Genomic DNA, 15,057 nt, shown 5'->3' on the forward strand with positions numbered 1-15,057 from the left:
CGGGCCGGCCGTGCCCGTGACCGCGCCGGACGGTGCCGTCACGGGGTCGGCCGGGCCGCGGGTGCGGCCCGCCGCGCGGCCGGCCGCGCTGTCCCCCTCGCGTGCCGGCGATTTCATGCGCTGCCCGCTGCTGTACCGCTTCCGTGTGATCGACAAGCTGCCGGAGAAGCCGAGCGCGGCGGCCACGCGGGGCACGGTGGTGCACGCGGTGCTGGAGCGGCTCTTCGACGCGCCGGCGGCCGAGCGGACCGTGCCGCGGGCCAAGGGCCTGGTGCCGGGCGAGTGGGAGAAGCTGCTCGCGGCCCGGCCGGAGCTGGCGGAGCTGTTCCTCCGGGAGGACGGCTCGCACGACGCGGACCGGCTGGCGACGTGGCTGGGGGACGCCGAGCGGCTGGTCGAGCGCTGGTTCTCGCTGGAGGACCCCACGCGCCTGGAGCCCGCCGACCGCGAGCTGTATGTGGAGACGGTGATCGACGGCGCGGGTTCCTCGAAGCTGACGCTGCGGGGCTTCATCGACCGGGTCGACGTGGCGCCCGGCGGTGACCTGCGGATCGTCGACTACAAGACGGGCAAGGCACCGGCTCCGCAGTTCCGGTCCGAGGCGCTGTTCCAGATGAAGTTCTACGCCCTGGTGCTGTGGCGGCTGCGGGGCCGGGTGCCGCGCCGGCTCCAGCTGGTCTACCTGGGCAGCGGCGATGTGCTGACGTACGACCCGGCCGAGGCGGAGCTGCTGGTCGTGGAGCGCAAGCTCAGGGCCCTGTGGGAGGCCATCGAGCTGGCCACGGACACCGGCGAGTGGCGGCCACGGCCCACCAAGCTGTGCGGCTGGTGCGACCACCAGGCCGTCTGTCCGGAGTTCGGCGGCACTCCCCCGCCGTATCCCCTGCCCGTCGTGCCCCTCGCGCCTCCGGCGCCCGCCGCGCCCGTCGTGGCGCAGCGGGACGGGCGGGTGGCCCCCGGGGAGGCGGCTCAGGGCAGAATGGACGCGGTCTAACGAAGGAGTTCCCGTGGCGATCCGCGTCCTACTGGTCGATGACCAGCCGCTGCTGCGTACCGGCTTCCGGATGATCCTCGAGGCGGAACAGGACCTGGCGGTCGTCGGTGAGGCCGGGGACGGCCTGCAGGCGCTCGACCAGGTGCGGGCGCTGCAGCCCGACGTGGTGCTGATGGACATCCGGATGCCGCGGATGGACGGGGTGCAGGCGACCCGGCAGATCACCGGTCCGGAGCGCAACGGCCCGGCGAAGGTGCTGGTGCTGACCACGTTCGACCTCGACGAGTACGTGGTGGAGGCGTTGCGCGCGGGGGCCAGCGGGTTCCTGCTGAAGGACGCGCCGGCCCATGAGCTGGTGCAGGCGATCCGGGTGGTGGCGGGCGGCGAGGCGATGCTGGCGCCGAGCATCACCCGGCGGCTGCTGGACAAGTACGCCGGGCATCTTCCGTCGGGCGAGGAGCAGGCGCCGAACAACCTGCACACGCTGACCGACCGTGAGGTCGAGGTGCTGAAGCTGGTGGCGCGCGGGCTGTCGAACGCGGAGATCGCGGCGGATCTGTTCGTCAGTGAGACGACGGTCAAGACGCATGTGGGGCACGTGCTGACGAAGCTGGGGCTGCGGGACCGGGTGCAGGCCGCGGTGTACGCGTACGAGAGCGGTCTGGTGCGGCCGGGCGCGCAGTAGCGCTCCTCGCCGAAAAGCCGTGCGGCCCGCACCCTCTCACGAGGGTGCGGGCCGCGCGGCGTCACGGGCCGGGTCGGCTAGCCCTTGGCGGCCTTGCTGATCTCCCAGAATCGGAAGACGGTCGAGGCGTCGAGGGTCCACTGGAGGCCGGAGATCCGCTCGTTGGCCACGGCGTACTGCTTGCCCTGCCACAGCGGCAGGATCGGCAGGTCCTGGGCGACGGCGGTCTGCACCTTGGCGAAGTCCGGGACGGTCGCGGGGCGGTTGCCCTCGGCGGCGGTCGCCAGGATGCGGCCGGTGATGTCCTTGGACTCGTAGTTGTTCTTCAGGACGTTGCCGTCGCCGAAGAACGGGGCGGTGAAGTTGTCGGGGTCCGGGTAGTCAGGAACCCAGCCCTTCACGTAGACGGCGTACTTGCCGGAGTCGACGCCGTTCTCGTACTCCTCCAGCGGGACGCTCTTGACGTCCGCCTCGAAGAGGCCGCTCTTGTTGAGCTGGCGGGCGATCTCCTGGAACGCCGGCACGGTACCCGGGCCGTAGCGGGTCGGGGTGGCCCACAGGGTCAGCTTGGCCTTGTCGTTGACGCCCGCGGACTTCAGGGCGGCGGCGGCCTTGTCGCGCTGCGGCTGGTCGCCGTAGGTGTCGAAGAACGGGGTCTTGTGGCCCGTGATGCCGCTGGGAACGATGGAGTACAGCGGCTCGGCGGTGCGCTTGTAGACGTCGCGGACGAGGGTGCCGCGGTCCACCAGGTAGGCGATGGCCTTGCGGACGCCGACCTTGCCGACCAGCGGGTCCTTGGTGTTGAAGACCAGGTGCTGGACCTCCGCACTGGTGCCCTCGACGACCTTGAGGTGGTACTTGCCGGAGGCGGCGTCGAGGTCGGCGATGTCCTTCATGGCCAGACCACGGTAGGCGAGGTCGACGTCGCCGTTCTGGACGGCGGACTTCAGCTCGTCCTGGTCGCCGTGGAAGAACTTCATGGTGACGCCGCGGTTGTTCACGGTGCCGGCCGGCCCCTGGTAGGAGGTGTTGACCGAGAAGGACGCCTTCTTCTTGTCGAAGGAGTCCAGCTTGTAGACGCCCGAGCCGATGGCCTTGCCGTCGGTGCGCAGCCGGTCGGCCGGGTACTCCTCGCTGTCCACGATGGAGCCGGCACCCGAGGCGATCTTCTGCGGGAAGGTGGCGTCGGAGCGGTTGAGGTAGAAGACGACCGTGGACTTGTCCGGGGTCTTGATGTCCTTGATGGTCGACAGCAGCGCGTCGACCGGACCCTTCTTGTCATTGATCTTGATCGTGCGGCGGAACGAGTAGGCGACGTCCTCGGAGGTGAGGTCGTGGCCGTTGCTGAACTTCAGCCCGTCCCGGAGCTCACACTTGTACGTCGTGCTGCTCTCGTTCTCGAACTTGCAGCTCTTCGCGGCCTCCGCCTGAGGAGTGGTGCTCCCCTTGGGGAAGCTCATCAGCGACTGGAAGACATTGTTGAACAGCAGCCAGGAGCCCGGGTCGTAACCCGATGCCGGGTCGGTGGCCAGGACGTCGTCGGACATCCCCATGACCACCGACTCACCGGTGCCGCCGGCCTTGCCGTCTTCCGAACCGCACCCGGTGAGCAGGGCGGCGGCGAGCCCCGCACCGAGCGGGGCGGCGAGCCACTGGTCACGTTTCCTCACGTGCACGTTCCTCACAGTTTCCTTGATCGTCTGATGAGATCTTCGGCAGAACCGGTCTGACGAGCCTGCTGCCTCACACGCCGCGGCCCAGTTCCCACGGCTGTATCTCGGAGGCGGAGTTGAGAGCCCATTCGGCGCCGGTCACATTGTCGCGGGCCGCCACGTACTGCTTGCCCTGCCACAGGGGCAGCACCGGCACCTCTTCGGCGACGATGTCCTGGGCCTGCTGGAAGTACTTGGCCGCGGCCTCGCGCTGCGCCGCCTCACGGGAGTCGGGGATCAGCTGGGTGCTGATCCTGGCGTTCTGGTACGGGGAGCGGAGGAAGTTGTCCTTGCCGAAGAACGGGGCGACGAAGTTGTCCGGGTCCGGGAAGTCGGGGTACCAGCCCATGCCGTAGACGGCGTACTTGCCCTTCGCGGCCTCGGGCCGGAAGTCCGACCACTTCACGCCCTGGATCTTCGCGTTGAACAGCCCGCTGGCGTTGAGCTGCTTCTGGAGCGTCTTGAACGCCTTGGCGGTGGCCTCGCCGTAGTGGTCGTCGGTGTACGTGAGGGTCAGCGACACCGGCGTGGTGATGTTCGCGCCCTTCAGGAGCGTGCGGGCCTTGTCGGCACTGGGCTCGCCGTACTTGTTGGAGAAGGAGTTCTGGTGGCCGGTGATGCCGCTGGGCACGAGCGAGTACAGCGGGTCGCTGGTGCGCTCGTAGCTGTCGCGCGCCAGCGCCTGGCGGTCGATCACCTGCGCCATGGCCTGGCGCACGGCCTTGTTCTTCACCGTCGGGTCGTCGGTGTTGAAGGCCAGGAAGCTGATCTCCTGCCCCGGTGCCTCCAGCAGGCGGACGCCGCTGCCCGTGGCGCCGCGCATCCGGCCGAGCTGCTCCGGCGTCAGGGTGCGGTTGATGATGTCGATGTCGCCGGCCTTCAGCGCGCCCTCCATCGACTTGGCGTCGTCGAAGAAGCGCATCTCGACCTTGTCGTTCCGCACCTCGACAGAGCCCTGGTAGTTCTTGTTCTTCGAGAACACGGCCTTGACGACCCGGCCGTCCTTCTCCTGGGTCTGCAGGGTGTACGGGCCCGAGCCGGTGACCTGGAAGCCGTTGCCGATCTTGTCCTTGGCGTATGTCTCGCTGTCGAGGATGGCGGCGGCGGGCGTGGCGATCTTCTGCGGGAAGGTGGCGTCGGGCGACTTCAGGTGGAAGACGACCTCCAGGTCGTTCGGGGTCTCCACCGAGTCGATGTTGCTGAGCAGCGACACCGGGCCGTTCTCGAAGTTGATCTTCCGGGCGCGGTCGATGGAGAACTTCACGTCCTCCGCCGTGAGCGCGTGCCCGTTGGAGAACTTCAGGCCGCTGCGCAGGGTGCAGCGGAACTGCTCGTTCTTGCGGTCGCCGAAGGCGCACTTGGAGGCCGCGTCGGCGACCGGGGAGGTACCCGAGCGGGGCAGGCGCAGCAGCGTCTGGAACGTGCTGTGCAGGACGTTCCACGCGCCGATGTCGTACGCGACGGCCGGGTCGAAGGGCGCGGGCGCGTCGGTCGTCTCCTCGAACCGGTCGGTGGTGCCGATGACGATGGCGCCACTGCCCTTCCCCGCTCCGTCACTCCCGCCACAAGCGACGAGCACGGGGGCCAGGAGGGCTGCCAGGGCCGGCAGCGCCAACGTCTTGCGGTTCATTGTGTGGGGTACTCCCTGTGATGCGATCGGTTCCCGGGACCATACCGACGTCTGACGCGTCGGCCCACCGGGCAGCCATGAAGTTCTCGCGAAAAGATTAGTGCGCGGGGCCACTCCCCCCGGAACACGGTGAAGTTGACGCAATATCACGCGGCGATAACGGTGCCGATTCACCGATATCCGGACGCCGGAACGATTCACGCACGAGATCATCAATCAGGACACAAGGGTGCGCTTTCACGGTATAAAAATGCCGTGGCGTGATCGATTCCCCACCCGCCGCCCCTTGACCCGGTGACGAAACTCACTCACGGCCCCGCCCGACGGCCCTTCCACCGCTACCGGAATTCAGCCAGGGCATTCGTCACGGAAAACAATCGTCCCAGCGCCGAGAGTTCCATGAACATTCTCGGGAACACGCTCGGTGCACACGTCAGTGCATTCCGGTCATCGGCCCGTCATCATCCCGCGCAGAAAACGGAGATCGACTTCTTCCAGCGAGCCCACGACCGTACGTCCGGCGGCGGCCGGGATCGGCGCCACGGAGGGGACCGCCACGACCCGGCAGCCGGCCGCCTCCGCGGCCCGTACGCCCGTCATGGTGTCCTCCACCACCGCGCACTGCCCCGGGTCCACGCCCAGCCGGGCCGCTGCCAGCAGATACGGGTCGGGGTGCGGCTTCGTCCGCTCGATCTCGTCGCCCGCGACGCTCAGCGCGAAGTTCTCCGGGCCCAGGGTCGCGAGGACCTGGTCGATGATGTGCCGGTGCGAGGCGGACACCAGGGCGGTCGGCACGGAGTGCGCGGCGAGCTCGGCGAGGAGTCTGCGGGCGCCCGGCATCAGCGGCACGCCGCCGCCGATCATCTCGGCGAAGCGGGTGTTGAGCAGCACGGTCAGCTCCGTCAGCGCGATCTTCGCGCCGGTGGCCTGAATCAGGAACGAGGCGCTCCGGGTCATCGGCCCGCCGACGACCACCTCGCGGTACTCCTCCAGCAGCTGGTGCCCCAGCTCGGCGAAGACCGCGACCTCCACCTCCCACCAGAAGCCCTCGGTGTCGACCAGGGTGCCGTCCATGTCGAGCAGGACGGCGTGCGGGGCCGGAACTGCGGGCGAACGGGTCTCGACAGCGGGGATGCTGCTGGTCATCCGGGCACACCTCCTGGGGGACACGAAGGCCGGTCCATCTCCCGACGGACCGGCCTTCACCGGACAGACAAGTGTACGGCGGAGGGGGCCGGACGTCTCTTCGATATCCGCAGGCGGGGGTCACGGCCGGTGGCCGCACGGGCAGGCGCACGGGAGCCGCTCGACGGGGCTGTGGCCCGGGTGCGCGCCGATGCGGCGGATGCCGGTGCCGCCGCGACAGGAGGCGTGCCGGCCGAGCCGGCATTCGGGTGTCGTGTACGGCCGGGGCTCGCGCGTCACCGGCACGGGGTGGGCCTGCCGGCCAGGCGGCGATGGGCGGCGCGGAGCGCTTCGCGGAGGTCGTCGGCGGAGGTGAGTGCGTGCCCGCGACCGCCGTCCTCGTCCGCCAGGACCCACATGCGGTCGCCGAGGTACCTGCCCGGCGGCGGTACGAACAGCTCCGCGCCCCGGCGGTACGGGGTGACGCCGGGCGCACCGACGAGGCGCCTGCCGCCGCCGAGGGGGAGCAGCCACCACATCGCCCGCTCGACACCGCCCATGACGTACGGGCCGATGTGGTCGCCGCGCGTCTTGAGCTGGGTGATGGCGGCAGTGGCGAGCCCGAAGTCGAGACGCGCCAGATCCCACTGGCGTCCGACCATGAGGGGGGCGGGCTGGCCGACGGCCCACAGGCGGATGACGGTCGGCGGGCTGGCAGCGGCCTGCGCAAGCCAGCGGTGGGTCGGGGCGTGCATGGCGCTCCTTCGGATCATGAGCGAGCGGGTCCGAAGGCGACCGTAGGGTCGGCCGGAGCACGGAGGGGGCACAGTTCGTACCCCCTGCCGTGCGCGGCGCTCAGGCGGCGAGCAGGCCGATCTTCACCCCGAGCCGGGCCGCTCGGCGGCGTCGGTGCGGGCTCTTCGACTCGGCCTCGCCCAGGATGATCGTCCGGGCGTGCCCGTTGTAACGGATGGTCTCCGGGGCGGCCTCGAACGCCTTGTCCAGCGTGGCCAGCGCGGCGTCCGCCTGCCCGTCGAGCTGGTAGCCGCGCGCCTCCTCGATGCGGTGCCGGGCCCGCCGGGGACGCGAGGGAATGGCGAGCGCGTCGGCGGCTGCCGCCTGTCGTACGGCCTCGCCGCCTGCGTGCAGTTCGACGGCGACCGTAACCGCGTGTGCGCCCATCACGGCGTGCGAGAACGACGTGACGGGGTGGTAGTAGTCGGCGGGCAGGCGGTGGGCGATCGTGTCGGCGGTGTCCCAGTGGCGCCAGGCCGAGCCCGTGTCCCCCCGGCGGGCAGCGGTGTAGCCGGCTTCGAACCGGAGCGCCCCGGCGATGGCGAGGACGTCGTCGGACGCGTCGGGCAACAGCGGTTCGAGGAAGCGCAGGGTTTCCGTCGTGACGGCGTCAGCGGCGTCGAAGTGCGCGGGGCCGGAGTCGCGGTGGGCCTGCGCCGCGAGCCACGCCGCGATGCCGATGGTGTGCGGGTCCTCGGATTCCTGCGCGGCCACCATGGCGCGCTCGGCGACCCGCCAGAGGAGTGGGGCGTCGGGTTGGTAGGCGATGAAGAACTGGCTGAGGCTGTACACCTCCGCGAGAACGGCCTGCGCGAGCCGCCGGTCGACGGCACGGTCGGCCTGCCGGGCCGCCAGCTGTGCGTCACGGATCAGGCCGGGCAGCAGGGCGCCGATGACGTCCCGGTGGTGCGGAGCGGAGTGCCTCGCCTGCCACGCCCGCACGAGGCGCACCCGTAGATGCCCGGTCGGCTGGGCCTGCTCCCGCGTGACGCACGGGAAGGCGTTGACGGCATCGCGCACGGCGGGGAGCTTCGCGTGGCCGGGACCGACGAAGAGGTCGACTCGGGTGCCCTGGTCACCGGTGAGTTCGGAGAGTTCACGCACGCGCAGCACTTCCGCGACGCGCAGAATGACGTCGAGCCTGGGCGTTTTGAGCCGGCCGTTCTCGATCGCCTTCACCCAGGAAGGGGACTTGCCGAGGAGGCCGGCGAAGACGGTCCTGCTCATTCCCCGACGGGTGCGTAGGAGTTGCAGCCGCTGGCCGAACGCCAAAGGGTCCGCGTAAGGCTCCTGGATGGCATCAGATGGCACGATCTCGCCCCTCTCTGAACAGCTCGTCACCGCCAGAGTAGGGCGACATCGCCGAGGGAGACCGTCCCTTCCGATAGGCCCGTCCGGCCCGGGCCGAGAACAGCTCCGGGGGCCGAGGGTCAGGCCATGCGGGGGTTCCCTGTCACGGTGAGGGTCGGGGATACGGTGCCGGGCGCTACTTCGATTTCCGGGGCAGCACTCCGGAGCGCTCCCTGAACTCCGGTCCGTGGCCGCACGCGCAGTCACAACGGATCCGCTCAACAGGGGCCTGCTGCGGGTGCGCGCCGATGCGGCGGATGCCGGTGTCGCCGCGACAGGAGGCGTGCCGGCCGAGCCGGCATTCGGGGGTCGTGTACGGCCGGGGCTCGCGCGTCACCGGCACGGGGTGGCCCTGTCGGCCAGGCGGCGCGGCGCGGCGCGGAGCGCTTCGCGGAGGTCGTCGGCGGAGGTGAGGACATGCCTGCGGCCGTCTTCCCCGTCCGGCAGCACCCACATCCGGTCCCCGGCATACCCGCCCGGCGGCGGGGCGAAGAGTTCGGCGCCCCGGCGGTACGGGATGACGTCCGGAACGCCGACGAGACGTCTGGCGCTCCCGAGCGGGAGCAGCCACCACATGGCGCGCTCCACGCCGCCCATGACGTACGGGCCGATGTGGTCGCCGCGCGTCTTGAGCTGAGTGATGACGGCGGTCGCCAGCCGGAAATCGAGCCGTACAAGATCCCAACGGCGCCCGACCATGAGGGGGGCGGGTTGCCCTTGCGCCCACAGGGCGGTGGCGACGGCCGGCTCGAAGGCGGCTCGCGCCAACCACTGGGCGCTGACGGAACAAGGGCTCACTTGGCTCTCCTTTGGTCGAGTTCGGCCCACACGACCGCGCCCTGTCGAGTGCAGTCGTGGCCGAACCGGTCCGCACCGGCACACGCGGCAAGGACGGTACGACGGGCCTGGTCGCTCAGTCCCGGCGGAAGGTCGACCTCCACACGGACGCGCTTGGGTGTCTCGTCGGTGCGCGGCTGATGCCGAGTCGCCGCCGCGAACTGGGCGGCGAGCGCCAGGGCTTGGACTCTCGCAGTACGCACAGGCATCCCCGAGTGAGCAGGCGATCACGTAACGTATTTCTAATGCATTAGAATCTACCTGATGCATTAGGTTGCCAATTCCCCAGCAGAGCCCGCCTCGTCGGAACAGCACGGAGAGAGCCGGATGGCCGCACAACAGCCGCCGTACATGCGCGTGGCCGATGATCTACGCCGTCGGATCGCCGCTGGTGAATGGCCTGTTGGCGGACGTCTGCCGTCGCGTGCGCAGCTCGCCGCCGACTACGGGGTGGGCCCCAACGTCCTGCAGAAGGCTCAGGAGCGGCTCATCATCGAGGGCCTGCTGGAGGGCCGCGCCGGGTCCGGCACCTACGTGTGCCGGCCGCGCGAGCGCCTGCGCATGGTGCGCTCCAGACACCGCGAGCCGCGAGGGGACTCGCCCTTCCGCTCCGACATGCGGGAGCAGGGCAGGCGTGGCACCTGGGACTCACATTCCGAGGCCCGTGTTCCGGCGCCCGACCGCATCGCGCAACGCCTCGCCATCGAGCCGGGCGACCCTTGCGTGCGCACGGTCTACGAGTTCCTCGCCGACGGCCGGCCCGTACAGCTCTCCGAGAGCTGGGAGCCCATGGCCATCACGGGAGAGACACCGGTCGTCCTGCCCGAACTCGGACCGCTCGCGGGCATGGGCGTTGTCGACCGGATGCGGTCCATCGGTGTCGTCATCGAGACCGCCGTCGAGGTACCCCGTCCGGCCCGCGCCACGCAGGCGCAGGCGAACCTGCTCGGGATCAGCCTCGGCGATCTCGTCACCGAGATCGAGCGGACGTACTACGACGCCGAGGGACGGCCCGTCGAAACGGCCGACATCGTGGTTCCGGATGCCCGGTGGGAGATCGCCTACGAGATTCCGATAGACAGCGCCGGTTCGTAGCCAGCGGGTTGTCTCTGCCGCCTACGGCGGCAAGCGCCCTGCGGGCGCGTCCTCAAACGCCGGACGGGCTTGATTCGGCTGAGCCCAGCCGCTTCAGCCTGTCCGGCGCTTGAGGACACCACCGCGCAGCGGTGGTGCGCACGACACGGCCCCAGGGCCCCCTCACATGACCCCGCAGCCCGGGCAATGAGTACCCGAACCGCCAGCGCGAGCGTCACCGCGCGTTGAAGTACTTCGCCTCCGGGTGGTGGATCACGATCGCGTCCGTGGACTGTTCGGGGTGGAGCTGGAATTCCTCCGACAGGTGGACGCCGATCCGCTCCGGTTCCAGGAGGTCGGCGATCTTGGCGCGGTCCTCCAGGTCGGGGCAGGCGCCGTAGCCGAGGGAGAAGCGGGCGCCGCGGTACTTCAGGGCGAACATGTCCTGGACGTCCGCCGGGTCCTCGCCGCCGAAGCCGAGCTCCGAGCGGACGCGGGCGTGCCAGTACTCGGCCATGGCCTCCGCCAACTGGACGGACAGGCCGTGCAGCTCCAGGTAGTCGCGGTAGGCGTCCGCCGCGAAGAGCTCGGCGGTGGCCTCGCCGATGCGGGAGCCGACCGTGACGACCTGGAGGCCGACCACGTCCGTCTCGCCGGACTCCTCCGGGCGGAAGAAGTCCGCCAGGCACAGCCGCCGCCCGCGCCGCTGGCGCGGGAACGTGAAGCGGGTGCGCTCGGTGCCGTCCTCGTGGAGGAGGATCAGGTCGTCGCCCTTGGAGACGCAGGGGAAGTAGCCGTAGACGACGGCCGCCTCCAGGAGGTTCTCCGTGTGGAGCTTCTCCAGCCAGCCGCGCAGCCGCGGCCGGCCCTCGGTCTCGACCAGCTCCTCGTACGTGGGGCCGCCCGCGCGGGCCTGCTTCAGGCCCCACTGGCCCTTGAAGAGCGCGCCTTCGTCCAGCCAGGACGCGTAGTCCTTGAGCGGGATGCCCTTGACCACCCGGGTGCCCCAGAACGGCGGCTCGGGGACGCGGTTGTCGACGGAGACGTCCGAGCGGACGGAACCCTCGGGCTCCTCCGCGTCCGCCACCTCGGCGGCCCGCTTGGGCACGCGCCGCTGCTTCAGCTCCGGCAGTGCCGCTCCCGGCACTCCCCGCTTGACGGCGATGAGGGCGTCCATCAGGCGCAGGCCCTCGAACGCGTCGCGGGCGTAGCGGACCTCGCCCTCGTAGATCTCGTGGAGGTCCTGCTCGACGTAGGCGCGGGTGAGGGCGGCGCCGCCGAGGATCACCGGGTAGTCGGCCGCCAGCTTGCGCTGGTTGAGCTCCTCCAGGTTCTCCTTCATGATCACGGTGGACTTGACCAGGAGTCCGGACATGCCGATGACGTCGGCGCGGTGCTCCTCGGCGGCTTCCAGGATCGCGGAGACCGGCTGCTTGATGCCGAGGTTGACGACGTTGTAGCCGTTGTTGGACAGGATGATGTCGACGAGGTTCTTGCCGATGTCGTGGACGTCGCCGCGGACCGTGGCCAGGACGATCGTGCCCTTGCCCTCGGAGTCGGACTTCTCCATGTGGGGTTCGAGGTGGGCGACCGCGGTCTTCATCACCTCGGCCGACTGCAGGACGAACGGCAGCTGCATCTGGCCCGAGCCGAACAGCTCACCGACGACCTTCATGCCCTCCAGCAGCGTGTCGTTGACGATGTCCAGGGCGGGGCGGTCCTGGAGCGCCTCATCCAGGTCGGCTTCCAGGCCGTTCTTCTCGCCGTCGATGATCCGCCGCTGGAGCCGCTCGTCCAGCGGCAGCGCGAGGAGCTCCTCGGCCTTGCCCGCCTTCATCGACTTCATGTTGACGCCCTCGAAGAGCTCCATGAGCCTCTGCAAGGGGTCGTAGCCCTCGGCGCGCCGGTCGTAGATCAGGTCGAGGGCGACCTTGACCTGCTCCTCCTCCAGGCGGGCGATCGGCAGGATCTTCGAGGCATGCACGATCGCCGAGTCCAGGCCGGCCTTGACGCACTCGTCGAGGAAGACGGAGTTCAGGACCACCCGGGCGGCCGGGTTGAGGCCGAAGGAGATGTTCGACAGGCCCAGCGTCGTCTGCACGTCCGGGTGGCGGCGCTTGAGCTCGCGGATCGCCTCGATCGTGGCGATGCCGTCGCCCCGGGACTCCTCCTGGCCGGTGCAGATGGTGAAGGTGAGGCAGTCGATGAGGATGTCGGACTCCAGCACCCCCCAGTTGCCCGTCAAGTCCTCGATCAGCCGCTCGGCGATGGCCACCTTGCTCTCGACCGTACGGGCCTGGCCCTCCTCGTCGATGGTCAGCGCGATCAGCGCGGCACCGTGCTCGGCCGCCAGCGCCGTCACCTTCGCGAACCGCGACTCGGGGCCGTCGCCGTCCTCGTAGTTCACGGAGTTGATGACCGCGCGGCCGCCGAGCTTCTCCAGGCCCGCGCGGATGACGTCCACCTCGGTGGAGTCCAGCACGATCGGGAGGGTCGAGGCGGTGGCGAAGCGGCCGGCCAGCTCCTCCATGTCCGCCACACCGTCCCGGCCGACGTAGTCGACGCACAGGTCGAGCATGTGCGCACCCTCGCGGATCTGGTCGCGGGCCATCTCCACGCAGTCGTCCCAGCGGCCCGCGAGCATGGCCTCACGGAACTTCTTCGAACCGTTGGCGTTGGTCCGCTCGCCGATCGCCAGGTAGGAGGTGTCCTGGCGGAAGGGCACGGTCTGGTACAGCGAGGCGGCACCCGGCTCGGGGTGCGGCCGGCGCTCGCCGGGGCTCATCTCCCGTACGCGCTCCACGACCTGGCGCAGGTGCTCCGGGGTCGTGCCGCAGCAGCCGCCGACCAGGGAGAGCCCGTACTCCCGCACGAACGTCTCGTGCGCGTCCGCGAGCTCCTCCGGGGAGAGGGGGTAGTGCGCGCCGTCCTTGCCCAGCACCGGCAGACCCGCGTTCGGCATCGCGGAGACCCGGGTGCGGGCGTGGCGGGAGAGATAGCGCAGGTGCTCGCTCATCTCGGCCGGGCCGGTGGCGCAGTTCAGGCCGATCATGTCGATGCCCAGCGGCTCCAGCGCCGTCAGCGCGGCGCCGATCTCCGAGCCGAGGAGCATCGTGCCGGTGGTCTCAACGGTCACCTGGACCAGCAGCGGCAGATCCGCGCCGGCCGCCCGGAGAGCCCGCCGGGCGCCGATCACGGACGCCTTCGTCTGGAGAAGGTCCTGGGTCGTCTCCACCAGGACCGCGTCCGCGCCGCCCGCGATCAGGCCCTCGACGTTCTGCTGGTAGGCGTCGCGCAGCTTGGTGTACGGGGCGTGGCCCAGCGTCGGCAGCTTCGTGCCCGGGCCCACCGAACCCAGCACCCACCGGGTGCGGCCGTCCCCGGCGGCGAACTCGTCCGCGACCTCGCGGGCGATGCGGGCCCCGGACTCCGACAGCTCGAAGATCCGGTCCGCGATGTCGTACTCCCCCAGCGCAGCGAGGTTCGCGCCGAAGGTGTTGGTCTCCACGCAGTCGACACCGACCGCGAAGTACTCCCGGTGCACCGACGCCACGATGTCGGGGCGGGTGACGTTGAGGATCTCATTGCAGCCTTCCAGCTGCTCGAAGTCCTCCATGCTGGGGTCCTGAGCCTGGAGCATCGTGCCCATCGCCCCGTCGGCCACCACGACCCGGGAGGCGAGGGCCTCCCGCAGTTCGGAGGCTCGGGCGGTGTGTGCGGTCGATGGCGTGAACGAGGCCATGGAAGTGCTCCCGGGGTTGCGACGGCTGTCGGCTTTGCGTCCTCCGGCAGAGGGCGCACCCGGTCAGCGTAGCTGGCGACGTCCGCCGGGGAACGGGTGTCCCACCGCTTGATACGCGGGCCGTCCGTAGGCCATACGGGCGTGACCTGCGCACCGTTCCCTTTGAGCGATCATGGAAGGGCCCGCGGTCAGCTACCTCTCGGTCGGCATCGGCCGATAGTGTTCAGCATTGCCGAACGGCATGTGGAGGAGGTTGCGCGATGGCACGGACCATCCAGTCGCTCGAACGGGCGGCGGCGATGCTACGGCTGCTCGCCGGGGGCGAGCGGCGGCTGGGGCTGTCCGATGTGGCGTCCGCGCTGGGGCTGGCGAAGGGGACCGCGCACGGCATCCTGCGGACGCTGCAGCAGGAGGGCTTCGTCGAGCAGGACCCGGCGTCCGGGCGCTATCAGCTCGGGGCCGAGCTGCTGCGGCTGGGCAACAGCTACCTGGATGTGCACGAGCTGCGGGCCCGTGCGCTGGTCTGGGCCGACGACCTCGCCCGGTCGAGCGGCGAGAGCGTCTATCTGGGCGTACTGCACCAGCAGGGCGTGCTGATCATCCACCACGTCTTCCGGCCGGACGACAGCCGTCAGGTGCTGGAGGTCGGCGCGATGCAGCCGCTGCACAGCACGGCGCTGGGCAAGGTGCTCTCGGCGTACGATCCGGTGGCGCACAGCGAGGTGGCGGAGGCCGAGCGCGAGGCGTTCACCCCGCGGACCGTGACCGGGCTGGCCGATTTCGAGGGGATCCTGGACCTGACCCGGGCCCGCGGCTGGGCCTCGGACGTCGAGGAGACCTGGGCGGGCGTGGCCTCGGTGGCCGCCCCCATCCACGACCGGCGGCGGATGCCGGTGGGCGCGGTGGGCATCACCGGCGCCGTGGAGCGGGTGTGCGAGGACGGCGAGCTGCGGGCGCAACTGGTCGCGGCGGTGCGGGACTGCGCGCGGGCCGTCTCCCGCGACCTGGGTGCCGGCCGCTTCTGAACACGGACGACCACGCCGGATTCGGTCCGATCAAGGCCGTAGGTCGCGGTTAGGTTACTGCCGGGTATCGATCGCCTACTTCCGGCCT

At 70.3% G+C, this 15,057-nt stretch carries 12 protein-coding genes; 4 read left to right on the top strand and 8 right to left on the bottom strand.

The window, feature by feature from the left end:
- The first annotated feature begins 61 nt into the window (after positions 1-61).
- Positions 62-994 carry a RecB family exonuclease gene (locus J7E86_RS10535; RefSeq protein ID WP_374223788.1) on the top strand — a complete coding sequence of 311 codons (933 nt, stop codon included), beginning with the start codon at positions 62-64 and terminating at the stop codon, positions 992-994.
- 13 nt (positions 995-1,007) lie between these two features.
- Positions 1,008-1,679 (top strand): response regulator transcription factor, encoded by a 672-nt coding sequence (locus J7E86_RS10540; protein WP_215081311.1) that lies wholly within the window; start codon positions 1,008-1,010, stop codon positions 1,677-1,679.
- 77 nt (positions 1,680-1,756) lie between these two features.
- On the opposite strand, the gene J7E86_RS10545 is transcribed toward J7E86_RS10540, so the two are convergent.
- The 7 genes from J7E86_RS10545 to J7E86_RS10575 all read right to left on the bottom strand — a co-directional run bounded on the left by J7E86_RS10545 (position 1,757) and on the right by J7E86_RS10575 (position 9,331).
- Positions 1,757-3,349 (bottom strand): ABC transporter substrate-binding protein, encoded by a 1,593-nt coding sequence (locus tag J7E86_RS10545; protein ID WP_215081312.1) that lies wholly within the window; start codon positions 3,347-3,349, stop codon positions 1,757-1,759.
- Between the two features lie 73 nt (positions 3,350-3,422).
- Positions 3,423-5,021, bottom strand: coding sequence for an ABC transporter substrate-binding protein (locus tag J7E86_RS10550; RefSeq protein ID WP_215081313.1), 1,599 nt, complete (start codon positions 5,019-5,021; stop codon positions 3,423-3,425).
- 447 nt (positions 5,022-5,468) lie between these two features.
- Positions 5,469-6,167 (bottom strand): HAD family phosphatase, encoded by a 699-nt coding sequence (locus J7E86_RS10555; protein WP_215081314.1) that lies wholly within the window; start codon positions 6,165-6,167, stop codon positions 5,469-5,471.
- A 275-nt stretch (positions 6,168-6,442) separates the two neighbouring features.
- Complete coding sequence (locus tag J7E86_RS10560; RefSeq protein WP_215081315.1) at positions 6,443-6,901, bottom strand: hypothetical protein; 459 nt, start codon at positions 6,899-6,901, stop codon at positions 6,443-6,445.
- Between the two features lie 100 nt (positions 6,902-7,001).
- Positions 7,002-8,252 carry a helix-turn-helix transcriptional regulator gene (locus tag J7E86_RS10565; RefSeq protein ID WP_215081316.1) on the bottom strand — a complete coding sequence of 417 codons (1,251 nt, stop codon included), beginning with the start codon at positions 8,250-8,252 and terminating at the stop codon, positions 7,002-7,004.
- A 372-nt stretch (positions 8,253-8,624) separates the two neighbouring features.
- Positions 8,625-9,089, bottom strand: a complete 465-nt coding sequence (locus tag J7E86_RS10570) for a hypothetical protein (RefSeq protein WP_215081317.1) — start codon at positions 9,087-9,089, stop codon at positions 8,625-8,627.
- Positions 9,086-9,331, bottom strand: coding sequence for a hypothetical protein (locus tag J7E86_RS10575; RefSeq protein ID WP_215081318.1), 246 nt, complete (start codon positions 9,329-9,331; stop codon positions 9,086-9,088). Before J7E86_RS10575 ends, J7E86_RS10570 begins: the two co-directional genes overlap by 4 nt.
- A 124-nt stretch (positions 9,332-9,455) precedes the next feature.
- On the opposite strand from J7E86_RS10575, the gene J7E86_RS10580 reads away from it, so the two are divergent.
- Positions 9,456-10,223, top strand: a complete 768-nt coding sequence (locus J7E86_RS10580) for a GntR family transcriptional regulator (protein WP_251018943.1) — start codon at positions 9,456-9,458, stop codon at positions 10,221-10,223.
- A gap of 214 nt (positions 10,224-10,437) precedes the next feature.
- Here the strand turns inward: J7E86_RS10580 and metH are convergent, their stop codons facing one another.
- On the bottom strand, positions 10,438-13,944 hold the full coding sequence (gene metH / locus J7E86_RS10585; protein ID WP_215081319.1) for a methionine synthase: 3,507 nt from the start codon (positions 13,942-13,944) through the stop codon (positions 10,438-10,440).
- A 260-nt stretch (positions 13,945-14,204) separates the two neighbouring features.
- Between metH and J7E86_RS10590 the strand changes: the two genes are divergently transcribed.
- Positions 14,205-14,969 carry an IclR family transcriptional regulator gene (locus J7E86_RS10590; protein ID WP_215081320.1) on the top strand — a complete coding sequence of 255 codons (765 nt, stop codon included), beginning with the start codon at positions 14,205-14,207 and terminating at the stop codon, positions 14,967-14,969.
- Positions 14,970-15,057: the final 88 nt, after the last annotated feature.

This window comes from Streptomyces sp. ISL-11 (genome assembly GCF_018614525.1).
Taxonomy (GTDB): Bacteria; Actinomycetota; Actinomycetes; order Streptomycetales; family Streptomycetaceae; genus Streptomyces.